The sequence below is a fragment of the Algoriphagus aquatilis genome, from assembly GCF_042657405.1.
GTDB classification, from domain to species: Bacteria; Bacteroidota; Bacteroidia; order Cytophagales; family Cyclobacteriaceae; genus Algoriphagus; species Algoriphagus aquatilis.
This window is the reverse complement of sequence record NZ_JBHSKS010000015.1, coordinates 40,267-63,560: the sequence shown is the minus strand read 5'-3', so window position 1 is coordinate 63,560 and position 23,294 is coordinate 40,267. Positions and strand designations below refer to the sequence as shown.

Here is a 23,294-nt window from a genome sequence, read left to right as displayed (position 1 = left end):
GATTACTGTTTTAAAATAACCAACTTCTGACCAATGGTAATGATATTTTGACTTCCTATGTTGTTCCATCGCTTCAGTTCATCTACGGTTATCCCATATTTTCTGGAGATAGCAAATAGCGTCTCACCCTGACTGACCGTATGGTAAATAGTGCTGGGTTGGGTTGGTTGAACTTTGGGCTCTTCTTTCACAGGTATCACCACAGGCTCGGAAATGACTGGTTTGACCGTGGGTTCTGGAGCTGCTAATTGGACTACGGGAATTTCTTCACCTCGTTTCCTTGGTTCACGGAGGTTTAGCACCATTCCGGGTTTCAGTTCAGAATCCTTTCTGATTCTGTTTTTGGATTTAAGTGATGCGAGTCGGATTCCATATTTTTGAGAAATGCTCCATAAGTCCTCACCGGGTTGGACTACGTGTGTTTCTACATCGGCACTGGATTTTTTCTTTTCGGTGTAATAGTACTTACCGGTTTCTACCTTTTCTCCTTCGGGGAAGTCATTCACTTTGATGAATTTTTTCTCCTTCATTCCGATCTCATCCGCAAATTTGCTGGGTGACATGGAATTGGAAGCTTGCACGCCACTCAGGTCATTCACAGTGATCTGATTTGGTTGGCTCGCTTTGGTAGTATTACCCGAGATTCTTGGATAGGAATTTGCCTGCTTGTATGCGGGAGAAGCCTTGGTGTTGGTTGCTTGGGTAGGTCTTGTTTGACTTGGCTTCTCTTCTGTTTTTTGGACAGCGGGTTCAATAGGGAGATTTCCTTCCTTAATGTAAAAAAGCGTAAAAGTGCCAGCAGGAACTTTACCATGATGTGCCCACTTGTTGTATTCGATCAAATGCGCTTCACTGACACCAAACCTTTTGGCTAAGGTCGCCATGGATACTGGGCCTTGGATCTGCACTTCAGCCAATCTTTGTGGGGATGAGGCAAAGACTCCAATTTGAGTTTGATAAGCTACTTTGTGAGCGAGGAATTTCTTGAAATACCAATGAGTGTTTCTGTCTACTTCAATTGTCTTTTTACCGGTGAGTTGGTTGCCGAAATAGGCTTTAGCTCCTCCTAATCCCATCTGGTAGGAAACTAATGCCGCCATCCAATTATCCAGGACATTATTGTGTTTTTTTAAATAAAGTGCAGCCCCTTGAGTCGAAGTGATGATGTTTTTTCGCTCATCCACCTGATTATCTACTCTCAGTCCTACCTCTTCGGCTGTTCCTTGTTTGAATTGCCAAAAGCCCACAGCATTGGAAGTGGAAACCGCATCGGAGATCAACCCGCTTTCTTGAATGACTAGGTATTTTAAATCATCCGGAACTCCCTGTTTGCGAAGTTCTCTTTCCACAATGGGCATAAATAGATTTACCCGATCCTGCTTGACTTTGAAATAGGTGGGATTTCGGTAAAGGGCGTCTACATCAAGTTGAATTTCCCGTTGGGCTTGAGGATTGATTCGGACGGTGAGGTCTGCAAATTCAAGCTGGCTGGGAACTTGGGGGATTTGAGCCTCAGCCCAAAGAGCCACAAAAAGGAAGGACAAAAAGAACAGGAAGGAAATAAGTCGGGATTTCATCGAAAGTTGCTTTCGTTTTACTCAGCCCACGAAAAGCAAAAATGATTCCCTTTTTCTAAAATCAGAGTTTTCTGGCCATTAAAACTCCATCCCTGATAGGTAAAAGTATATTTTCTACTCTTGGATCTTCTTGGACAAGTCGGTTAAAGTCCAAAATTTTCCGGGTGTCTTTGTCGATTTTTTGACCTTCTTCGAGAAGGATTTTGCCAGACCAAAGTACATTATCTGCCAGAATGATTCCTCCCGGTCTTACTTTATCTATTACTAATTCAAAATAATCTATGTAGTAAAACTTATCCGCGTCAATAAATACAATATCAAAAGGTCCATCCAGAGTGGGAATGATTTCCCTTGCATTTCCCAATCGGTAATCGATTTGATTAGCCAGTCCGCTTTCTTCGAAAAAACCTCTGACCATGGTTTCCAGTTCGTCGTTGATGTCCAATGTGGTCAGTTTGCCTCCGGGTTTGAGTCCTCTTGCCAGGCAGATTCCTGAATATCCTGTGTAGGTCCCGATCTCCAAAATCGATTCGGCATCCATCATTTTTGCAAAAAACTCCAGCATTTTTCCCTGTAGGTGTCCGGAGATCATTCTCGGCATCAAGACTTTGGCTTGGGTCTCGCGCGTAATTTTCTTCAAAAGAGCATCTTCACCGCTGGTATGCGCTTCGCAATAGGCCAATAAAGCCGGATCGATAAATTCCATGTCAATTTGGGGTGTAGATCAGGTAGCTCAGTTGATCGGGATGAAAGATGTCTTGAGCAATTTCTAAGAGTTCTTCAGCCGTAGTCGTCCTGATTTGCTCAAAGATACTATCCAATGAGTCGATTTTATTGTGATCGATCAAGCTTTTCCCATAGACGAGCATTAAGGCAGCATAATTTTCCTCTGCCATGGCCATCTGTCCAATGGCTTGCTCTTTGGCAGAATGCAGCTGATTGCTGCCCAATTTTTTGCTTCTGAGTTTTTCCATCTCCCGCTGCACGATGGCCTGAGATTTTTTTAGGGTCTTTTCTTCTGTGCCAAAATAAATTCCAAAGAACCCGGTGTCTGAAAACGGTTGATAGCTCGACTCGATGCTGTATACATACCCGTAATTTTCCCTTAACGAAAGGTTGAGGTGGCTGTTCATGCTTGGGCCACCAAGGATATTATTCAGTAGGTAAAGTTTGAACCGGTTGGGGTCGTGCAAGGAATAAGCGGGTCTACCCATGGCACAAAGCGATTGGGTGACATCTCGCTGGACCGTTTTGAATTTGGGTTGGTAGTCATGAAAACCACTTCTTACATAAAGCGTCCGCTTACTTGGAATTTCGCGTAGTGGGCCCTCGATGATTTTTAGAGCTTTTTCGAAGGAAATATTCCCCACTACAGAAAATATGAGTTGAGAAGTGTCCAGTCGGGTAGAAATAAAATCAAAGAAATCCTGCTGCTGGAATCTTCCCACCGTTTCCTCTGTACCCAAAATATTTCTGCCCAGGGCGTGATGTTCAAAGACCAAGGCATCTAAATCGTCCTGGATGGAATCATCCGGAGAATCCCGATACATGGCCATTTCCTCTAGAATGACCTGTCGCTCTTTTTCGATTTGCTTTTCAGGGAAAGTGGAATTGAAGGTGATGTCGTAGAGGAGTTCGGCTGCTTTGGGATAATGATCTTTTAGCACAGATGCATAAAAGCAGACTTTCTCTTTGGTGGTGTAGGCATTGAGTTCTCCTCCCAAAGATTCCAATCTATTGATGATGTGAAAGGTTTTTCGCTTGTGAGTTCCTTTGAAAGCCATGTGTTCCCAAAAATGGGCCAAACCTTCCTGCTCCTTGTCCTCGTCACGGCTACCGATATTTAATATGAATCCGCAATGCACGAGTCGGGTATAAGTGACTTCCTGATGTACGATTCGGATTCCGTTGGGTAGCTCTTTAATATTTAAATGCATGCTGCGCTGTTCCTTTTTGGAAAGTACAAATTTAAGTTGAAACCCTCTATCCCGGAATTTGATTCCTAGGAATGGCATGATTTATTAACTTGCCCGGATATTAATCTTATCATGAAATACCAAGCCTTACCCAAAGAACTATATATCCGCAATCGAGCCAAACTGGCGGCTAAGCTCGCCAAGAACTCTGTGGCCATCTTTAATGCCAACGATATCCTGCCGACGAATGCGGACGGGACGATGAAGTTTCGCCAAAACAACGATCTTTTTTACCTCACTGGAATCGATCAGGAAGAGACCATTTTGTTGATCGCGCCGGATTGTCCGAATCCTGCCTGGAGAGAAGTGCTTTTCCTTAGAGAAACCAACGAGCATATTGCCGTGTGGGAAGGCCACAAATACACCAAAGAAGAAGCAAAGGCAGCTTCAGGGATTGAAAATATTCAGTGGCTTTCGGCTTTCGAGAATATTTTCAGTTGGGTGGCCAATCTCTCAGAAAAGATCTATTTGAATACCAATGAGCACTTGAGAGCTGGAATAATCGTAGAGACTCGCGATGCAAGATTTATCAAAAGCTGCAAAGAGCGCTACCCGCTTCATAGGTACGAACGTCTAGCGCCAATTATGCATGAGTTGCGAGGGGTGAAAGAACAGGAAGAAATCAATCAGATGCAAATTGCCTGCGACATTACCGAAAAGGGGTTTCGTCGAATCCTTTCTTTCGTAAAGCCTGGAGTAACCGAATTCGAAATCGAAGCTGAGTTCATTCATGAATTTATCCGTAACCGAAGTAAGGGATTTGCCTACGAACCCATCATTGCCTCCGGTGCCTCTGCTTGTGTGTTGCATTATATAGAAAACAACAAAGCCTGTAAGGACGGGGAATTACTTTTGCTTGACGTAGGAGCAGAATACGGCAATTACAATGCAGACATGACCCGGACCATTCCGGTAAATGGAAGATTTACAGCGAGACAGCGCGCGGTCTATGATGCTGTTTTGAGAGTGCATCGGGAAGCCGCTTCTATCTTGAGACCGGGTATCAATATCCAAGACTATCACAAAGAAGTGGGCCTGATTATGCAGTCGGAACTATTGGGTCTTGGATTGATCGATCAAACCGATATCAAAAATCAGGATCCTAATTGGCCTGCTTTTAAAAAGTATTTCATGCACGGCACCTCCCACCATTTGGGATTGGATGTACATGATGTGGGCACCATGCACTATCCAATTACTACAGGAATGGTCTTCACCGTGGAGCCTGGGATTTATATTCCTGCGGAGGGGATAGGGGTCCGATTGGAAAACAATATTGTGATAGAGGAAAATGGCTATTTCGACTTGATGCGAAATATTCCGATCGAGGCCGAGGAGATTGAGAGCTTGATGAATTCCTAAATGAGAAAAGAAGGTCTAGGGTAAACAGGTCTTGGGGCAAGTGAAATATGCATTCCAAAGTTCCAGACTTTGGAAAAGTACCTGAGCTATAAAAACGAAAAACCCTCTCGGAGCGATCCGAGAGGGTTTTTTATGAATAGTGCATCGGAAAATTAACCGATAGAAATTCTCTTAAATGCGTTTACAGTCAAGCCTTTGCTTACGTTGTTCAGGTATTGTGCAATAGACAAGGAGTTGTCTTTCACAAACTGCTGGCTCAACAAGGTGCTTTCTTTGTAGAACTTCTGAAGCTTGCCCATAGCTATTTTTTCAAGCATTTCTTCTGGCTTACCTTCAGCTCTTGCCTGCTCCTTACCGATTTCGATTTCACGCTCGATCATAGAAGCATCTACACCATCTTTGTCCACAGCAACTGGGTTCATCGCTGCAATTTGCATTGCTACGTCTTTTCCTGCCTCTTCTACGTCAGCACCGGAAGTGTTCACCATTCCTACCAATACACCCAATTTACCATTGGAGTGGATGTAGGTAACTACCTTCTCAGCGTTGATGACTTCATAGTGAGAGATTTCGATTTTCTCACCGATTTTACCAGTCATTTCGATGATTTTCTCAGCTACAGTAATGTTGTCGAAAGGCAAAGCAAGGATCTGCTCCGTAGCAGTACATCCGTTGTTTACAGCCAAATCGATCAAAGTATTTGCGAAAGCACCAAACTCTTCGTTTTTAGCCACGAAGTCAGTCTCGCAAGTTAATGATAGAAGGATGCCTTTTGCTCCGCCATCCGCTACGCGGGTTACCACCACGCCTTCTTTGGTTTCGCGGTCAGCTCTGGAAGCAGATACTTTTTGACCTTTTTTTCTGAGGATGTCCACTGCTTTTTCGAAGTCGCCTTCCGCTTCTGTCAAAGCTTTTTTGCAGTCCATCATACCGGCACCGGTCATTTGTCTCAGTTTGTTTACGTCTTGTGCAGTAATTGCCATTGTGTGATCAGTTTATTTATCAACAGATTATAGAATTCATTTTGGTGTGTCGGAGGCCAAAATTAGAAGTAAAAAAGTCCTCGCAACGTGATGTTTTTGTTAACTGAAGCAGGTAGGCTCAAGTCAGGCAAAAACAAAAAATTGAACATCGACCTAAGCCAGATGTTCAATTTTGTGTATTCAAATCGATTGTGGATTATTCTTGTGTTTCAGCGTCCACAGCTCTTTTTGCTTCTTCCTCTTCAGAAAGTTTAGCATCGTCCTTGTCTCTCTTACGCTCAGAAAGACCTTCTTCGATAGCTGCGCCGAATGCTTTTACCAATAGAGACACTGACTTGAATGCGTCATCGTTTGCTGGGATTGGGAAATCCACCTCATTTGGGTTAGAGTTGGTATCTACCAAAGCAAACACTGGAATGCCCAATTTCTGAGCTTCTGCGATCGCGATGTGTTCTCTCTTGATGTCCACTACGAAAAGAGCGGCAGGAAGTCTGCTTAGGTCGGAGATACCGCCCAATACGCTTTCCATTTTGTCTTTCTGACGGCTTACCATCAGACGCTCTTTCTTAGCCAAGTTCTTGTAAGCGTCCTCTTTCATCAGTTTTTCAAGACCTGACATTTTCTTGAGGGACTTACGGATCGTAGCGAAGTTGGTCAACATACCACCCAACCATCTTTCGGTCACGTAAGGCATGTTCAGACGCTGAGCTTCTGCAGCTACTAGATCTTTGGCTTGTTTTTTCGTAGCGACAAACATTACTTTTTTGCCGGAACGTACGATTTGCTTGATTGCGTTGGATGCTTCGTCGAGGCAAGCAAGCGTTTTGTTGAGGTCGATAATATGGATACCGTTCTTCTCCATAAAGATATATGGAGCCATTCTTGGATCCCACTTTCTCGTCAAGTGTCCGAAGTGAACACCAGCATCCAGTAAGTCTTTGTATTCGATTTTTGACATGAATGAAATTGTTTTCTATTGAATGAAGATCGTTCCGATTAACGCTTAGAGAACTGGAATCTTCTTCTTGCTTTTCTACGTCCTGGCTTCTTACGCTCGACCATTCTAGGGTCACGGGTAAGGAAACCTTCTTTTTTCAAAGGACCTCTGTGCTCAGCATCGAATTCGCATAGCGCTCTGGAGATTGCCATACGAGCTGCTTCAGCCTGTCCTTTGATACCACCACCGTCTACATTGATGTTGACGTCGTAGTTACCTTCTACACCTACTAGGGCAAGAGGTTGCTTTACGACAATCTGATGTAGGTCAAATGGGAAGTACACTTCAATTGCCTTGTTGTTTACGGTGATTTTACCATTTCCCGGAGTCATGTAGATACGGGCTACGGAGGTCTTTCTTCTACCGATTGTGTTGATCATTTCCATGATTTAGCGATTAAAGGGTGATGGCTTTTGGCTGCTGTGCGGCATGTGGATGCTCAGATCCTTCATACACGTACAGGTTACCGTACAACTTGCTTCCCAATCTGTTTTTAGGCAACATGCCTCTTACAGCCTTCTCAATCAAAATGGTTGAAGACTTCTGCTTCAACAATTTGGGAGTTGAGATTCGCTGTCCACCTGGGTAACCGGTGTGGCGCACATATACTTTTGCGTCCCACTTGTCTCCCGTCAGTCTTACCTTGTCAGCGTTGATTACGATCACATTGTCGCCGCAATCTACGTTAGGAGTGAAGCTAGGCTTCGTCTTTCCTCTCAGGATTTTCGCAACCTCACTCGCCAAGCGTCCAAGAATAGCAGACTGGGCATCCACAATCACCCATTGCTTTTCTACGGTGGAGCTGTTGGCTGAGATGGTTTTATAGCTCAGAGTATCCACTTTGTAACTGTTTAATTTTTAGCTTATTAATTAATTATCGACCCCAAAAAGGGACACAAAGATAGAAGCATTTATTTTTCTATGCAAACTATTTACAATCCTAAGCGCTAATTTTCATGTGGTTATAATTGTTTTATTGGTCACATGGAATCTCGCAAGGCTGTGCGTCTCTCATTTTGAGTCTTTTTGCGCTGCTCGATTTCATAGGCTTAGGTGTTTGTCTCCAATGAAGATTTGGTTTTGCAGGGCTTAATCCGGCTTGATCAGGCGTTTTTTTCCAATTGCTGTACCAAAACCTGGAAATCTTTTGGATAGGGTGCGTTGACTGAAATGTCTTTGCCATCCAAACCCGCAAACCGAATCGAATAAGCATGCAGGGAAACCCGCTGCATGATTGGAAGCTCTTCGGTGTCTTTTTTGAGATTGAAGCGGCGCTTGAGTGAAGAAAGGTATAAGGGATTGCCTCCATATAAAGTGTCTCCACAAATCGGAGACTTGAGGTAAGCCAAATGAACCCGAATCTGATGCAGGCGACCGGTGATGGGCTTGCACTCAACTAAGGTATGCGCATAATAGGTCTTCAAGGTGTTGAAGATGGTCTGCGCGGGCTTTCCCTCTTTACTTACTTTGGCGATTCCTTTATTGTTTGCCAAAAGGTTACGGTCTACCAGCTCTTCGCTGAATTCCTTAATTCCTTCCACTACGGCATGGTAGACTTTCTCCACCTCTCTGTTTTCAAACTGAATGGCCAAGTGCCTGTAGGCCTCTGGATGCTTGGCAATCACCAGACATCCTGAGGTTTCCTTGTCCAGTCGGTGACACAGCTGGGCATCTGCTGTGTGCGCCTTGGCAAGGTCAAGGATGTTTTGCGCCTCGTGCCTGTCGTCTAAGCTCGAAAGGTAAGGTGGCTTGTTGATCACCAGGTAATCCTCGTTTTCAAACAGTATAAGGTTCTGAAAATCTACTTTCTTCATGGATCTCCTGCCTCTTCAAAGAGGGTGCAAAAGTAGTATAAAATGCTGCTTCAAAAAATTTAAAGGAAGATATCGATTCAATTCAGCAATTAGTCATTGTCCAACTCCTTCAATTTATACTTCGCAATAAAATACAGATTATCAGTGATGTTTTCTGGGAAATTATATTTTGATGGGTTTTCAAGAATATAAGGTGGAAGTTCTTCGATTCGGTGTACACTGTAGAGCGTTTTCTCCTTCAGTGCCCTAAGCTGCAAATATGACATTACGCCATCCAAGTCATTTTCAAAATTCCCAATACTCCAGGTGTCCTGTTTTTTCAGATTTGAAATGAAGAAAAAGGTATTTCCGTCCTGAAGTATTCTACCGCCCAGATACTCCCCGTCATATAATAACTGATTTTGATTTAGGGCTTTATTCCCAAGGTCATTGAGGGCGTCTATTTCACTGTCATAGCCTTCAAAGTGCCTATTGTCTAATTTATACTCGCCAAGATCGACGAGAATTTTTCTTGTAGTCCTTAACTCCCTGTCAAGGATGTAGATAGTATCGTTAAAATAATGTGAGAACGCAATTTCGCCTGAAATCCCGGTTTGGAATACATCTCTTTCCATCATGTAAGGCGTTTTTGTTTCTTTATTAAAAGTGTGATGTAGAATTCTTTTTGAATTTTTTACCTCGGGATTTTCAAGAAATAGAATGCCGTTTTCATAGCCTGATCCAATGAACTCTTGTGCTGAGACTTGAGGCAAGTAAAACAAGATTTGATTGTCATCTATTGAAATGAATTTGTAATAAAGTGTCTCTGTTCTAGATTCTTTCACAAAGTTTCCTTCCAAATCATAGTAAATAATTTTACCCACCATGGAAAGAATAATCAGCTTTTTGATAGGATCGTAGCTGAAATCATTGATGTGAGTAAACTCACCGGGACCTTCACCAAAGTGGTTGATAGATCCTTTTACATTTCCATTTAGGTCATATATAATTATTCCAGGTTTGATGGAAATATCGCCGGCAATTATTAAGTCTTCTGCTAGTATGATTTTATCAATGTTGCCCAAGAAATAGGAAGGAATATCATGGAGCGTGGTGTAATCAATTTCTTCTACGACAGCGCTGATTTTTAGGATTGGCTTTTCGATAGGGATTACTACACGGTCCAAAGGAGATTCATTCGGTGATGTACACCCGATTAGAATCAAAAAACAAAGAGATGATCTAAACATTTGAGGAATAGGGCAAATTTCCGAACAAGGGATTTGGTCGGCAATGATGCAATAAGAGTTCCCTGAATACCTGCATTTTTCTACAATCGCTCGGCAACCAGACTGATATCGCCCATAAAAGTTAGGTTATTTGTAGATTTGAGCACAAAAATGACTTGGAATAAATCCAAAACTGAGAAGTATAATTTTTAGTAAAGTGAATTTTTCATATTGGTCGTTAAAAAAAACATACTAATAATCAATTAGATAGCGTAATTTTTTTCGTGAAAATCTTTCTGTCAAGAAAAATATCTAGAATTAGCCATCCTTTCATATCGCAAATGACTGAAATCTCGAATAACCTTCGTTCTGTCAATGTCACCCGATACGTGATGCCCTTAAGAGAAGGCGGTTCCTTGCCGGCATTGGCTGAGGCGGATGATGGCTTTAATTATGTGCTCAAATTCCGAGGTGCAGGCCAACGGGAAAAAGCGCTGATCGCGGAACTGATCGGAGGAGAGTTAGCTCGAAGATTGGGCTTTAAAGTGCCGGAGATCGTGTTTGCCGAGCTCGATGCCGCTTTTGGCAATTCAGAGGGAGATGAGGAGATTCAGGATTTGCTCAAAGGTTCTCAGGGGCAAAATCTCGCGCTGCATTTTTTGTCCAAAGCAATGACCTTTGATCCTGGGGCAAGTCAGGTGGATGAAGAATTGGCATCGAAGATTGTCTGGTTTGACAGCTGGATTACCAATGTGGACAGGACGTTCCGAAATACGAATTTGCTTATTTGGAATCGTGAGCTGTGGCTGATCGACCACGGGGCTTCTTTTCTTTTTCATCATACTTGGGAAAATTGGGAAAGTCAGGCACTCAGCCCATTTGCCATGATTAAGGATCATGTACTGTTGCCTAAGGCAAGCCTTTTAGCGAAGGTGGATCAGGAAATGAAGTCATTGATCACGATGTCCATGATTCAGGAAGTTGTCTCAGAGGTTCCCGATGAGTGGCTTCTGGCATCGCGAGATGTGGAGACCGCCGATGAAGCGCGGGCTGTGTATGTAGACTTTTTGGCCAAGAGGCTGGAAAATTCTCAGGTATTCTTAAACCAGGCGGAAGATGCAAGGAAGGCACTTGTTTGAATATGCGGTGATTCGGCTGGTTCCTCGGGTAGAGCGTGAGGAATTTGTCAATGTGGGTGTGGTGATTTGCTGTAAGCGGCAAAATTTCATCGCCTGCAAAATCCATCTTCCAAAGGAGAAATTATTGGCTTTGGATCCACTATCAGATTTTTCTGTTTTTGAATGCTACCTTGAATCCTTTGAAAAAATCTGCCAAGGCGATCCCAACGGGAATCCTATAGGCAAGCAGGATGCGGCTTCCAGATTTCGATGGCTGACTGCAATGAGGAGCTCAATGCTTCAGACCTCCCGTCCGCACTCGGGATTTACGGAGGATTTACAGGAGACTTTGGAAAAGCTTTTTGAGGAATATGTTTCCTAAGGGTCTCATTACTTAGAGGTTAGTATGTATGCTGCTTTTCCGAAAGCAGGACTAAGCATGTCTCGCAAAGTCGCGGAAGACGCCAAGGTTTTGGTTTCCTGTAAGCTGTCACCCAGCTTTTCCGAAAGCAGGATTTTCCCTCAAATCCATTAATTATAAGATAATTAGGTCCAGCTTCAGGTGAAACAGGACAGCTAGAGCTTGTCAAAAATCAGGCTTTGGCCTCTGTAGGTTCTTTTTCCTGAACTTTCTTTTCTTTTTCGAGAGGGAGTTGGAAGCTGAAAATGGACCCCTTTCCTACGGTAGAACTCACGGAGATTTTGCTTTTGTGGCCTTCCAGAATATGTTTGACAATCGCGAGTCCAAGTCCAGTTCCGCCTTTTTCTTTAGACCTGCTTTTTTCCACCCGATAGAATCTCTCAAAAATCCGCTTTAAATCTTCAGGGGGAATACCGAGCCCATTGTCTTTGACATCTACCTGAATCTGGTTTTTACTGGTTTTTATACCCACGATGACTTCTCCGCCGTTGTGGTTGTATTTGACTGCGTTGAAAATCAGATTTTGACAGACACGGTATATTTTTTGTCTATCAGCTATTGTGGAATAGGTTTTCGAATGCTCCACATCCAGTTTGATCCTCACTTCACGTTTGGATGCTTTGTGTTCCAATTCCTCAATTACTTCCTGAATAAGATCCTTTAGGTCAAATTCGGTAAAAGTAAACTTGATTACCCCACTTTCCATTTGATTGAGCGTGAGCAGATCTTGGACGAGGTGGTCTAGCGAATCCAGACTTTTTGCTGCTTTCTTCAAAAACTTCATCCGCACCTGCTTGTCGTCAATTGCCCCATCGAGTAGGGTATGGATGTACCCCTGTGTGGCAAAAATGGGAGTCTTCAGCTCGTGCGAGATATCTGCGATGAATTCTCTTCGAAATTCTGCATTTTTCTGGAGTGTTTCAATTTCTCTTTGCCTTGCAAGGGCATAAGAATTAATGACGGAGTTGATTTTTCGAAGGGGAGAAAGAGAAGAAGACCGGATTGATTTGTCCTGAATTTCAGAAAGGTCCTTCTTTTGAATTTTGTCTAGGAGATTATAAATGTTGCCGATCTCGCGGTAGACCAAGAATTCCAAGGTGATATTGATCAGCAGGTAAGAAATGGAAAAAGCCAAAATCAGGGCTCCCCAAAGGACGGTCATGGATGTGGAAGGGATCAAAGACAAAAATGCCATTACCAAACTGGCGATGGCAATGGCAAGTATGAAAGATATCCCTCTGGAACCTGTCAGCATTGTTATCCTAAGTCGAACTTGTATCCTACTCCCTTGACCGTAGTGATGTAGTCTTCCCCGATTTTTTCTCGGACTTTTCGGATGTGTACATCCACGGTGCGGGCGAGTACAAATACATCAGATCCCCAAATATTGTGGAGAAGTTCATCACGGCTGAAAACCATATTAGGGTTTTTGGCCAGGAAATACAACAGTTCGAATTCTTTTTTGGGTAGGGTGATGGTCTTGCCGGATTTGTCGATGGTATAGCTGCCCCGATCGATGACTAAATCACGGATTTTGATCTGGGCCTGTTCCTGTTCTTTTTTGGATTCCCTGCGGAAAAGTGCGGCAATTCTGCTCATCAGTGCCCGAGGTTTGATGGGCTTGGTGATGTAGTCATCTGCCCCTACGTCGAATGCAGCTACCTCGGAATATTCTTCCATGCGTGCAGTGAGGAAGATAATAAAGGCATGCTTCAGTTCGGGAATCTGGCGAATTTGCAGGCAAGTCTCGACACCGTCCTGATTGGGCATCATGATGTCGAGTAGGATTACATCCGGCTGAAACTTCGTGGCAGTTTTTACTGCTTTGATCCCGTCCTCAGCTGTAGCGACTTCGTAGCCTTCTTTCTGGAGATTGTATTTGAGGATTTCGACGATGTCTGGCTCGTCATCTACCACCAAAACCTTAATTTTTTGTTTGTCTGCCATGAAAGGATTTCTTAATAGTCAGGTTAAAATTAAGGAATATTCAAAGACTAGAACCAAACAATCATTGGTCGTAGTGTAGATTTTCAAGACCAAAAGGTAGAAAAGTTTGAATTTTACTCCTCTTGTTAATTTTATGTTAACTCAATATGAATCAATTGTTTCTCAATCCATTAGCGGATGCAATATCGATATTCAATGATCCGATAAATAGATTCGCCTTGATTTTGACAGGGATTTTGTTCTGATCCTTAGTGACCCAGACTTTCACAGGAAAATCTCCCCGGAATAGTTTGTTTTTGGGAAGCTGAGGAGAGAAGACGTAGGTTTCCTTTGTGCCTAGACTTGTTTCCAGCTTTTCAGTTCCCTCGAATATTAATTTTAGGTTATATATTTCTTTGTCAAAAAATCCGGTGATCAAAATTTGTTGTCCTTTTCTCAAGTTGGTCAAATCCATCGCACGCAAGAGGTAAAATCCGCTGACGAGATCCTGCACTTGATCGGGTAGTTTGTATTCTTTCACTTCTTTCAGAGCTTTGTTTTCTCTATCGTAGAGTTCCACTTTAGCTTTTTTGTTAATTTGATCAAAATAGACCTTCTCATTCTTTCGATATTTTCCTTCCTCGATATATCTGTAGGACAAACTAGGTAGTAGGGAATTAGTATCTAGATGCGTGCCCCAATTGTCATTTACTCTTCCAAACAAAGTTGCTGCACCTTTGGTATTTCCAAAAGCGTCAATTTTGTAGTGGGCTTTGTTTCCTTCCAAAACTGCTTTTCTATCCACTTTCAATTTGGCTTCTGCCAGATCTAGCCAGCCATAAGTCACTTCAAAGCGCAATTCCTCACCAAAAGTGAATGCGGTATTTTTGGCAGTGGATTGACCTTTCGCCCAAGTGGCCGAAAGGCCAATCACCAAGATAATTTTAAGGAAGAGATTCACTGGATATCTGACAATACGTGACAAAACCTGGATGCTTTGTGGATAAATACGCGAAAAAAGAGTGTAAGGATGATTAAAAGTACGAATTTGGTGTCCGAAAACAATAGATGCTACCGCCTTGGTTATGCCTCCGTGTTTGCTTAACTTGAACAATTTAAATTTCATTTTATAAACTTCTTATGAGTAATAACGCAGAAAAGCTCAAAGCTTTACAGCTCACCATCGACAAGCTTGAAAAAACATACGGTAAAGGAACCGTCATGAAGCTAAGTGACAATAAAATTCAGGATGTTCCGGCTATTTCCACAGGTTCTTTAGGACTTGACATGGCATTGGGAGTAGGGGGAATACCAAGAGGAAGGGTCATTGAAATCTACGGACCTGAATCTTCAGGTAAAACAACCTTGACCATGCACTGTATCGCCGAGGCTCAGAAGGCAGGTGGTCTGGCAGCATTTATCGATGCGGAGCATGCATTTGATAAAAATTACGCTGAAAAACTAGGTATCGATACTGAAAACCTATTGATTTCTCAGCCTGACAATGGTGAACAGGCCTTGGAAATTGCGGAACATCTGATCCGGTCTGGCGCCATTGACATCATCGTCATTGACTCGGTGGCAGCTTTGGTTCCGAAAGGAGAATTAGAAGGCGAAATGGGAGAGAGCAAGATGGGGCTCCAGGCAAGATTGATGTCTCAGGCATTAAGAAAGCTCACCGGTGCAATTAATAAGACAGGATGTGCCTGTATTTTTATCAATCAGCTCCGTGACAAAATCGGCGTGATGTTTGGAAATCCTGAAACCACGACGGGTGGTAATGCCTTGAAATTTTATGCATCGGTTCGTTTAGATATCCGTCGAGTAGGCCAGATCAAGGAAGGTGCAGACAATGTGCTTGGTAATAGAACTCGAGTGAAGGTGGTAAAAAACAAAGTAGCGCCTCCTTTCAAAGTAGTTGAATTTGACATCATGTACGGCCAGGGAATCTCCAAAGTAGGTGAAGTGATTGACTTGGGTGTAGAGTTGGAAATCATCAAGAAAGCTGGTTCTTGGTTCTCTTACAATGGAGAAAAATTGGGACAAGGACGCGACGCGGTCAAGAATTTACTTTTGGATAATCCTGAATTGATGGAAGAATTGGAAGGAAAAATTAAGGCCGCCTCTGGCCTTCTTCCTACCGAACCAACCGTAGATTTGGAAGATTAATAAGATAAAGTAAAACAAAAAAGGAGGCAATCGCCTCCTTTTTTGTTTTATTGGGGTTGAATTAAGCAGTTCGGATTGCTTCTACAGGGTCCATTCTTGCAGCCAAGGTGGCAGGTACTATTCCTGCTACCACACCAATAATAGAAGAAACACCCAATCCCAGGATGATATTTTCAAAGGAGAGAATCAAGTCCAGACTTCCCAGCTGCACAAAGCTGAGAAGGTAAACTAATATAATTCCTGTGCCTCCTCCAATCAAACTCAGGCAGACTGCCTCAAAAAGGAATTGGAATAAGATAAAGTAGTTTTTGGCACCTAATGATTTTTGAATACCGATGATATTGGTACGTTCACGCACCGATACAAACATAATGTTGGCAATTCCAAAACCTCCGACCAAGATCGAAAATCCTCCAATTACCCATCCTGCCACAGAAATCACATCAAAGATTGAACCGATCGCGTTCTGGATAAATTCAGTTTTATTCAATGCGAAATTGTCCTCTTGAGTAGGTTTTAATCCTCTTTTTGCCCGCATCAAGCCTGTCATTTCATTTTCTAGGGCTACCAAACCAATGTCTGTATCGCGACCTTTGGCAGCAATGGTAGGTTCAAGTCCATTTTTTCCTGTGTAGTACATTTTGCTAAATGCCCCAAAAGGGATCAGGCAGGCTTCATCTTTGGAAGGAAGTTCCAGAAAGCCTTCACCTTCTTCTTCAAAAATCCCAATAACCGTAAACTTCATTCCCTTGATTTTTACTTCTTTGCCGAGTGCCGGCTGATTGGGAAAAAGGGTCGTGGCTATTTTTTTTCCGATGATGATCAGGTTTCTGGCAGCATTGATTTCGGATTCCGAAAAATATCTGCCTTCCTCCAAAGCGACTTCAAAAACATCCTGATAGGTGTAAGCAATTCCAGTCAAAGCTGAGCCTTCAAATGAATTGCTGCCTGCTTGAATGGTAGCATTTGAGGAGGCAGAAATAGTCACTCCATCCGCGTTTTTGAGCCTCTCTTCCAGAAATTTGTATTCTGCAAAGGTGCCTGGAGGTCGTTGAAAATATTTCCACCATGGATAATCCTGCGGTCCATTGGCAAATGGAAACCGATCTACCCGCATTACATTGGTTCCAAGGAAAGCAAAGGAAGATTTTATTTTTCCTTCTAAGGAATCCACGAGGGTAAACACTGCAATGATGGCGAAAATACCCACGGTAACCCCCAAAAGGGATAAGATGGTGCGGGTGAGATTTGATTTGAGGGCGGTGACGGCAAACCTGAAACTTTCCCAAGTGAGTTGGAAAAACAGCATACGATCAATAGTTGGTTAAAACAATTTGTCAAGTTAGCTGAAATTGGGCATTATTGTTATTAACTTTGCATTTTTTAAAGCAAATCAAAATCACCGAGTTAGAATATCGAGTCAGACTCCTAAAGATTATCTATGAAATTATCAGATTTCAAATTTGACGTTCCCAAAAAACTTATCGCCCTCTATCCAACAGACAATCGAGATGAATCCAGATTGATGGTCGTTCACCGGAAAACAGGTGAAATTGAGCATCGGACATTCAAGGATATCCTTGAATATTTCGGTGAAGGGGACGTATTTGTAACAAACGACACCAAAGTATTTCCTGCTCGTCTTTATGGCAACAAGGAAAAAACCGGAGCTAAAATAGAGGTCTTCCTATTGAGAGAATTGAATCCCGACTTGCGTCTTTGGGATGTGCTCGTAGATCCTGCAAGAAAAATCAGAGTTGGAAACAAGCTGTACTTTGGTGACAGTGATCTGGTGGCTGAGGTTATTGACAATACTACCTCCAGAGGCCGTACGATTCGATTCCTTTTTGACGGAAATCAGGAAGAATTCGAAAAAACCATTGATACCTTAGGTGAAACACCTCTTTTGAAAGAAATCATCGAAAGAAAGATTGAACCGGAAGACCGTGAGCGATATCAGACCGTTTTTGCTAAAAACGTGGGTGCCGTAGCTGCACCTACTGCAGGTCTACACTTTACTCCACAGCTACTCAAGAGACTGGAGCTGAAAGGTGTCGAAGTAACTCCCATAACGCTTCACGTAGGTTTGGGTACGTTCCGTCAAGTGGATGTTGAGGATCTGACCAAACACAAGATGGATTCGGAGAATTATTTTATTCCTGAAAAAACTGTAGACCTGGTCAATGAGGCATTGGACAATAAAAAAAGAGTAGTAGCGGTGGGAACTACCTCTCTGAAGACAGTCGAATCTTCGGTAACTGCAGGCGGAAGGCTAAAGGCCAGCAGCGGATGGACGGATAAATTTATTATTCCTCCTTATGACTTTAAAATTGCCAACTCTCTGATCACTAACTTTCATCTCCCTGAGTCTACTTTGCTGATGACGGCTGCAGCTTTTGGAGGTTACGATTTGATTATGAAAGCGTACAAAGAGGCCGTAAAAGAAAAGTACCGCTTCTTCTCCTATGGCGACGCCATGTTGATATTGTAATTGAAATGCCCCGAAAGGGGCTTTTTTTATGATGTTTTCTTTTTCGGATCCATAAATTATTGGCCGTTTCGACCATCAGGTTACTTTTGCAGTAAATCAAAGACATGGATAAAGTTGCAATTTTGGTCGCAGGAGGACGGGGAACCCGAATGGGGACTTCCATTTCCAAGCAGTACATTCCCATTGGTGGCAAACCTGTCTTGATGCATACTTTGGAAGCTTTTTACCATGCTGACTCTCAAATCCGGTTGATCCTTGTCTTGCCCAAAGATGATTTTGAATTTTGGAAGGATCTCTGCTTTCAATATGATTTTACGCTTGCTCATCAAGTGGTATCGGGAGGAGCTACACGATTTCAATCCGTGAAAAATGGGCTGGATGCTATCTCGACTTCCTCAGGATTGGTGGCAATTCATGATGCAGTCAGGCCTTTTGTGAGTGGGGGTGTGATTAAGGAAAGTTTTGAAAAGGCTGAAAAATCCGGAAGTGCCATCGCTGTTGTTCCTTTAAAGGATTCGCTCCGAGAAGTAAGTATTCATGATGGTTGGAGTCAGTTTAGAGAAAGGCACAAATACCGACTGGTGCAGACCCCGCAGACTTTCCAACTGGATAAAATAAAAAAGGCATTTGAGACTCCCGAGCGAGGGGAATTTACCGATGATGCCACCGTATATGAATTTCAAGGATGGCAGGTCACTCTGATTGACGGCAATATGGAAAACATCAAATTGACCACACCAGAGGACTTGGAGTACGCAGAGTTTCTGCTTTCCAGAAAAAAGTGAATCGGTAAAAAATCAGCTTGCATTTTCACCGACTGTTTAGCCGCCTTAACCGACTTTTCAAACACCTTGGCCTAAGAGGGATTCCAGACCAGATCACAGCAGTATATTTTTGGTCATCATTTAATTCTTACAGCTATGAACAACTACACCAAACCTCGAAATGACGGAAGTATCGCTTTCGGATTTATTATTCTCGGTATAGGAGTGATCCTATTGCTTCGCAAAATCGGATTTTTCATCCCCGATTGGATTCTTACCTGGCCGATGATCCTAATTGTAATTGGTACCTTTTCGATCATCAAGCATGAGTTCAAGAGTTTCTTTGGTTTTGTCATTCTTTTCATAGGAGCTTATTTCCTCTTAAAAAGAGAGTTTGACCTGGATTTTGGATTGGGACAATATGTATGGCCACTGGGCTTGATCATCTTGGGGATTTACCTGATCACTCAGAAGACTCGAGAAAACAAAGTGCTCGAAGATATCCGTCGCAATTGGGAGTCTGAGCGAAAAAGCAAGACTTCCTTTTCGAGTACTTCTACCGTAGAAGAGGCCAAAGTAGTAGACGAAACTGGATCAACTGGCAGTTTCCAATCCAGTACTGAATCTGGATTTACCCGAACCACGGGGACTTCCTTTGCTGATCGATTAAATATCGATGCAATCTTCAGTGGGGTCAATCGAAAGTTGATGTCCAAAAACTTCCAGGGAGGAAAAGTGACTGCTGCATTCGGTGGAGCAGACTTGGATTTGACCCAAGTGGATTTCAATGGTGTAGTGACTATCCAAGTAGATATCATTTTTGGTGGTGTCAAGATGATGGTGCCTCCACATTGGGATATCCGTACTGAGGTGACCAACATTGCAGCTGGATTGGAAGACAAGCGATTCTTCCGAGAAGGAGGGGTTGATCCCAACAAAGTGGTGGTATTGAAAGGCACCATTTTGTTTGGAGGCTTGGAAATCAAATCCTTTTGACGAGATTAAACCAACTATTTTACCACCATCACCTTGTTTTTAAACGCATTTTCAAATCCAAGACTTGGAAAATGGATCATCCCCGGAGCCGGCATCATCTGGCTCTTGGGATGTTTCTTTTTACTGACCAATGAGGGATTATCGACAGAAGTCGCCTTTACGGATTCGTTCTTTTTTGCATTATTCTTTTTGGGCGGGGTGGCTGTATTGGATCGTGTTTTCAGCCTTTATTCACCCAAGGAAAAAAATCTTTTGTTGGTCTTTTTGGTTCCTGTCGCACTAAGTGGACTTTCAGTATATGGACACCGATTTTTGCTTTCGTGGTGGTATCTCGAAGATGACATATATCTGGAGCTTCTTGAAAAGTCAGTTTACTTGCGCTGGATGGTACTGGGACTGGCGGAGCAATTGATTGGGGTTTTGGCCTTGGTGGTGTCCAAGCTTGAAAGGCAGGAAGAACTGCGCAACCGTGAATCACAAATGCTCGAACTCTCCAAAGAAGCAGAGTTGGCTCAACTTCGACAGCAGCTTCAGCCTCATTTTCTGTTTAACAGTCTCAATTCGATCAACGCCTTGGTCGTGTCACAACCTCACAAAGCAAGAGAAATGGTCCTTCTTCTTTCGGATTTTCTGCGAGGTACAATCCGAAAGGATGTGCAGACTTGGGTTACGCTCGAGGAGGAAGTCAACTATCTAAAGATGTATCTGGATATTGAGAGAGTGAGATTTGGGCATCGGTTGAAGGTGGAATTTTCAATGGAAAAAGAGGTTGAGCATGCCAAATTACCTCCGTTATTGATTCAGCCCTTGGTCGAAAACGCCATCAAACACGGCCTATATGGCGTCACAGGGGAGGTCAAGATCGAGATGAAATGTAAAAAGGAAGGCAACTATCTTGTGTTAGGGATCCAAAATCCTTTTGACCCTGATTATGTCGGGGCCGAGGGAACAGGTTTTGGCCTAAGTTCGGTAGAGCGTAGGTTATACCTTCTTTTTGGGCGTAAGGATTTACTCCACAAGAGTGCCCACGAAGGCCTATTCACTATTCAATTACAAATCCCTCAGTTTGTATGATCAGGACAATAATTATCGATGATGAGCCTCTAGCCGCAGGTATCGTTCAAGAATACTTGGGGACATTTTCTCAGTTTCAGATCTTGGAAATTTGTCATGATGGATTTCAAGGGCTCAAAGCGATTCAGCAACATAAGCCCGATCTAATTTTTTTGGATGTGCAAATGCCGAAAATTACCGGGTTTGAGTTGTTGGAACTTTTGGAAGAACCTCCAGCGGTGATTTTTACCACGGCCTTTGATCAATATGCGCTCAAAGCTTTTGACGCCAAAGCAATGGATTATTTACTTAAGCCTTTTTCACCGGCAAGGTTTAAGCAGGCGGTTGAACGGTTTTTGATTCAATTTTCCCAAAAGGAATCCTCCCTTCTTGAAGATGAAGCTGGAAATAGATTATTGGCTGAGAAAAGTAATCGATTGGTGGTCCGGGTGAAAAATGATATAAAGATCATTCCCGTCACTGAGGTGAGTTATTTCGAAGCAGAGGATGATTACATAAGTATTCATACAGCTGATGGAAAGTTTTTGAAAAAAATGACCATGAAGCAACTCGAGGAAAGTATGGATCCTGGAAAGTTTGCCAGAGTCCACAGGTCTTTTATGATCAATCTGAATGAAATTGCTGGTATAGAACCATATGAGCGAGATTCCTACTTAGTCAAGCTTAGAAGAGGAGAAAAAATTCCTGTCAGTAAAACAGGATACACACGGCTGAGACAAGTTTTGGGAATGTAAAAGGAAGGGTAGGTTTACTGTCTATAAAAAGAAAAAAGCCCTGGAAATTCAGGGCTTCTCATTTTAGTATTCGTCCTCGTTAAAGAAGAAATCATCTTTGGTCGGATAATCAGGCCAAATCTCTTCGATAGTTTCATAGGGCTCTCCGTCGTCTTCGAGTTCTTGGAGGTTTTCCACTACTTCCAGTGGTGCGCCGGAGCGGATGGCGTAGTCGATAAGCTCATCCTTGGTCGCTGGCCAGGGAGCGTCCTCTAGGTAGGATGCTAGTTCAAGTGTCCAGTACATAGTGTTTATTTTAAAAGGTGTTCCGGATTTTTTAAGGTTGCAAGAATAGTGATTTTTTCAATAAGTAGTTTCTACTCAATATCGAGGAGAAAGTTGCTTCAAAATATAGTTTTTTACGTCCACTTTGCGCTTCAGGCTGGATAACTTTTTTTTCATCATCATCTCAAAGTCCGGAGTCTCTACTCGGAAGTTATCCGAATTGTTTTGCATGGTCTCCAACTCACTCTGATCTCTATGAAGTAAGTCCTTGAGAATGGATGATTTAATCTGATTTTGCTCCTGCGGGTTTTTCTGGTCAAAGTCTTCGTATTTTCCATGAGCCAGTTTTTCCAGGAAGGCCTTTTCGAAAATGATATCCATGAAAAACTGATAAGATCTAGCCGGTAAGTTGGCTTCTTTCGGTTTTCTCATGGGAAGCTTTTTCCAATCTTCTTGGATAGCCTTCGCACGCGTGGTGATGGAATAGCTGCTTGGCTGATGAGCCATTTTTTTCAGCTCTTCTACCATTCCCTCAATTTTGCGGAGCACTTCCCTTGGATGCATTTGCGGTCCTGGATTGAGACCTCGCTTGTATCTGGAAAAGATCCTATTATTCAATTTGGAAAATTCATCCCAAAGTGGCTGACGTTTTTCGGCAGGTACTTTGCCGGCCTCTTTCCATTCTCTTTGGATCCGTTTGCTGATCTCGAAGGCCATTTTGGCATCTGGTAAGTCGTGTGCTTCTCTCGCCTGTATGACTAATGCCTCATAGACCTTGATGTTTTCCTCAGCCTGAAGGGCGAGGCCTTCAAAGAAATGTCTTCGATTTTCAAAAAAGGTTTGTATAGCCTCTTTGAATTGCTGTTCGATTTCTTCGTTAATCTCTTTTTCTACAGGTCCAGTTTTGATCCATCTGAGCTTCAATTCTTTGAATTTCTCTGCGGTTTCTTTCCAGTCCGTATCGTTCTTTAGGGATTCTGCTTCGAGGATCAGTCCTTTTTTGACCTCCAGGTTTTTGGAGCGATTGGCCTGAATTATTTCATTAAGGATAATTTCCTGCTGGTTCAGTTCCTCAATTAAAGGTTCGAAATCACCCAAAGCATCACTTTCAAAAAGTGAGTCTCTTAGGTGGATGAGTTTCATGAGGAAAGAACCCTTATTCTGGTTTTCCTCAATGTCTGATTTCAGTTTGGCTACCTTCTCTTTGATTTGTTCAAAACGAGTCTCAAAGTACTGAATAGTAGAGCTTTCGCTTTCTTTAACCTCGCCGATTTCGCGATCATTCCGCCCTAAAAAACCCCTCAAAAAGACTTTACCGTCTTTGATATATCCAAATGGATGTTCCATTATACTACAATAGGTTATAGGTGGTCGTTTTCGATTTTTTGCAAAATAATCATTTAGCCCTCACTTATCCTAA

Annotated in this window: 24 protein-coding genes; 9 read left to right on the top strand and 15 right to left on the bottom strand. The window is 42.8% G+C overall.

The features are described 5' to 3' along the window. Positions 1-2 precede the first annotated feature (2 nt). From ACFPIK_RS15780 to ACFPIK_RS15770, 3 genes are all read right to left on the bottom strand, one after another. A complete protein-coding gene (locus ACFPIK_RS15780) occupies positions 3-1,577 on the bottom strand; it encodes a lytic transglycosylase domain-containing protein (protein ID WP_377916985.1) in 1,575 nt (524 codons plus the stop codon). 61 nt (positions 1,578-1,638) lie between these two features. Beyond that, a complete protein-coding gene (locus ACFPIK_RS15775) occupies positions 1,639-2,283 on the bottom strand; it encodes an O-methyltransferase (RefSeq protein ID WP_377916983.1) in 645 nt (214 codons plus the stop codon). Position 2,284: 1 nt separating this feature from the next. Further along, complete coding sequence (locus ACFPIK_RS15770; RefSeq protein WP_377917011.1) at positions 2,285-3,514, bottom strand: M16 family metallopeptidase; 1,230 nt, start codon at positions 3,512-3,514, stop codon at positions 2,285-2,287. A gap of 111 nt (positions 3,515-3,625) precedes the next feature. Here ACFPIK_RS15770 and ACFPIK_RS15765 point away from each other — a divergent pair, with 111 nt between their 5' ends. Continuing rightward, on the top strand, positions 3,626-4,915 hold the full coding sequence (locus ACFPIK_RS15765) for an aminopeptidase P family protein (RefSeq protein WP_377916981.1): 1,290 nt from the start codon (positions 3,626-3,628) through the stop codon (positions 4,913-4,915). Positions 4,916-5,067: 152 nt separating this feature from the next. On the opposite strand, the gene tsf is transcribed toward ACFPIK_RS15765, so the two are convergent. The 6 genes from tsf to ACFPIK_RS15735 all read right to left on the bottom strand — a co-directional run bounded on the left by tsf (position 5,068) and on the right by ACFPIK_RS15735 (position 9,938). Beyond that, positions 5,068-5,898, bottom strand: a complete 831-nt coding sequence (tsf, locus tag ACFPIK_RS15760; protein WP_287936260.1) for a translation elongation factor Ts — start codon at positions 5,896-5,898, stop codon at positions 5,068-5,070. Positions 5,899-6,094: 196 nt separating this feature from the next. After that, the gene (rpsB, locus tag ACFPIK_RS15755) at positions 6,095-6,856 is read right to left on the bottom strand and encodes a 30S ribosomal protein S2 (RefSeq protein ID WP_377916979.1); all 762 of its coding nucleotides are present in this window, start codon (positions 6,854-6,856) and stop codon (positions 6,095-6,097) included. A gap of 38 nt (positions 6,857-6,894) precedes the next feature. Further along, entirely contained in the window at positions 6,895-7,281 is a 387-nt protein-coding gene (gene rpsI / locus ACFPIK_RS15750; RefSeq protein WP_187176960.1) for a 30S ribosomal protein S9, read from the bottom strand. Between the two features lie 10 nt (positions 7,282-7,291). Beyond that, on the bottom strand, positions 7,292-7,735 hold the full coding sequence (gene rplM / locus ACFPIK_RS15745) for a 50S ribosomal protein L13 (protein WP_111393130.1): 444 nt from the start codon (positions 7,733-7,735) through the stop codon (positions 7,292-7,294). 263 nt (positions 7,736-7,998) lie between these two features. Next, on the bottom strand, positions 7,999-8,709 hold the full coding sequence (locus ACFPIK_RS15740; protein WP_377916976.1) for an RluA family pseudouridine synthase: 711 nt from the start codon (positions 8,707-8,709) through the stop codon (positions 7,999-8,001). A gap of 89 nt (positions 8,710-8,798) precedes the next feature. Further along, the gene (locus ACFPIK_RS15735; protein WP_377916974.1) at positions 8,799-9,938 is read right to left on the bottom strand and encodes a 6-bladed beta-propeller; all 1,140 of its coding nucleotides are present in this window, start codon (positions 9,936-9,938) and stop codon (positions 8,799-8,801) included. 320 nt (positions 9,939-10,258) lie between these two features. Between ACFPIK_RS15735 and ACFPIK_RS15730 the strand changes: the two genes are divergently transcribed. Further along, positions 10,259-11,056: a HipA family kinase gene (locus tag ACFPIK_RS15730; protein ID WP_377916972.1), complete on the top strand. Its 798-nt coding sequence runs from the start codon at positions 10,259-10,261 to the stop codon at positions 11,054-11,056. Beyond that, complete coding sequence (locus tag ACFPIK_RS15725; RefSeq protein ID WP_377916971.1) at positions 11,034-11,417, top strand: DUF3037 domain-containing protein; 384 nt, start codon at positions 11,034-11,036, stop codon at positions 11,415-11,417. Before ACFPIK_RS15730 ends, ACFPIK_RS15725 begins: the two co-directional genes overlap by 23 nt. A gap of 211 nt (positions 11,418-11,628) precedes the next feature. On the opposite strand, the gene ACFPIK_RS15720 is transcribed toward ACFPIK_RS15725, so the two are convergent. The 3 genes from ACFPIK_RS15720 to ACFPIK_RS15710 all read right to left on the bottom strand — a co-directional run bounded on the left by ACFPIK_RS15720 (position 11,629) and on the right by ACFPIK_RS15710 (position 14,367). After that, a complete protein-coding gene (locus tag ACFPIK_RS15720) occupies positions 11,629-12,711 on the bottom strand; it encodes a sensor histidine kinase (protein ID WP_377916969.1) in 1,083 nt (360 codons plus the stop codon). 2 nt (positions 12,712-12,713) lie between these two features. Continuing rightward, positions 12,714-13,403, bottom strand: coding sequence for a response regulator transcription factor (locus tag ACFPIK_RS15715; protein ID WP_377916967.1), 690 nt, complete (start codon positions 13,401-13,403; stop codon positions 12,714-12,716). Positions 13,404-13,554: 151 nt separating this feature from the next. Beyond that, positions 13,555-14,367 carry a DUF3108 domain-containing protein gene (locus ACFPIK_RS15710; protein ID WP_377916965.1) on the bottom strand — a complete coding sequence of 271 codons (813 nt, stop codon included), beginning with the start codon at positions 14,365-14,367 and terminating at the stop codon, positions 13,555-13,557. Positions 14,368-14,522: 155 nt separating this feature from the next. Between ACFPIK_RS15710 and recA the strand changes: the two genes are divergently transcribed. Beyond that, the gene (recA, locus tag ACFPIK_RS15705) at positions 14,523-15,551 is read left to right on the top strand and encodes a recombinase RecA (protein ID WP_377916963.1); all 1,029 of its coding nucleotides are present in this window, start codon (positions 14,523-14,525) and stop codon (positions 15,549-15,551) included. 61 nt (positions 15,552-15,612) lie between these two features. Here recA and ACFPIK_RS15700 read toward each other — a convergent pair whose 3' ends face one another. Then, entirely contained in the window at positions 15,613-16,860 is a 1,248-nt protein-coding gene (locus tag ACFPIK_RS15700) for an ABC transporter permease (protein ID WP_377916961.1), read from the bottom strand. 132 nt (positions 16,861-16,992) lie between these two features. On the opposite strand from ACFPIK_RS15700, the gene queA reads away from it, so the two are divergent. From queA to ACFPIK_RS15675, 5 genes are all read left to right on the top strand, one after another. Then, positions 16,993-18,042: a tRNA preQ1(34) S-adenosylmethionine ribosyltransferase-isomerase QueA gene (gene queA, locus ACFPIK_RS15695; protein ID WP_377916959.1), complete on the top strand. Its 1,050-nt coding sequence runs from the start codon at positions 16,993-16,995 to the stop codon at positions 18,040-18,042. Between the two features lie 104 nt (positions 18,043-18,146). Then, positions 18,147-18,827 carry a 2-C-methyl-D-erythritol 4-phosphate cytidylyltransferase gene (locus ACFPIK_RS15690; protein ID WP_377916957.1) on the top strand — a complete coding sequence of 227 codons (681 nt, stop codon included), beginning with the start codon at positions 18,147-18,149 and terminating at the stop codon, positions 18,825-18,827. A 135-nt stretch (positions 18,828-18,962) separates the two neighbouring features. Beyond that, positions 18,963-19,802, top strand: coding sequence for a LiaF transmembrane domain-containing protein (locus ACFPIK_RS15685; protein ID WP_377916955.1), 840 nt, complete (start codon positions 18,963-18,965; stop codon positions 19,800-19,802). A gap of 33 nt (positions 19,803-19,835) precedes the next feature. Beyond that, positions 19,836-20,876 (top strand): sensor histidine kinase, encoded by a 1,041-nt coding sequence (locus ACFPIK_RS15680; protein ID WP_377916953.1) that lies wholly within the window; start codon positions 19,836-19,838, stop codon positions 20,874-20,876. Next, positions 20,873-21,610 carry a LytR/AlgR family response regulator transcription factor gene (locus ACFPIK_RS15675; RefSeq protein WP_377916951.1) on the top strand — a complete coding sequence of 246 codons (738 nt, stop codon included), beginning with the start codon at positions 20,873-20,875 and terminating at the stop codon, positions 21,608-21,610. Before ACFPIK_RS15680 ends, ACFPIK_RS15675 begins: the two co-directional genes overlap by 4 nt. A gap of 63 nt (positions 21,611-21,673) precedes the next feature. On the opposite strand, the gene ACFPIK_RS15670 is transcribed toward ACFPIK_RS15675, so the two are convergent. After that, positions 21,674-21,895: a DUF2795 domain-containing protein gene (locus ACFPIK_RS15670; protein ID WP_026952747.1), complete on the bottom strand. Its 222-nt coding sequence runs from the start codon at positions 21,893-21,895 to the stop codon at positions 21,674-21,676. Between the two features lie 75 nt (positions 21,896-21,970). Next, complete coding sequence (locus ACFPIK_RS15665; RefSeq protein ID WP_377916949.1) at positions 21,971-23,221, bottom strand: DUF349 domain-containing protein; 1,251 nt, start codon at positions 23,219-23,221, stop codon at positions 21,971-21,973. Between the last annotated feature and the right edge of the window lie 73 nt (positions 23,222-23,294).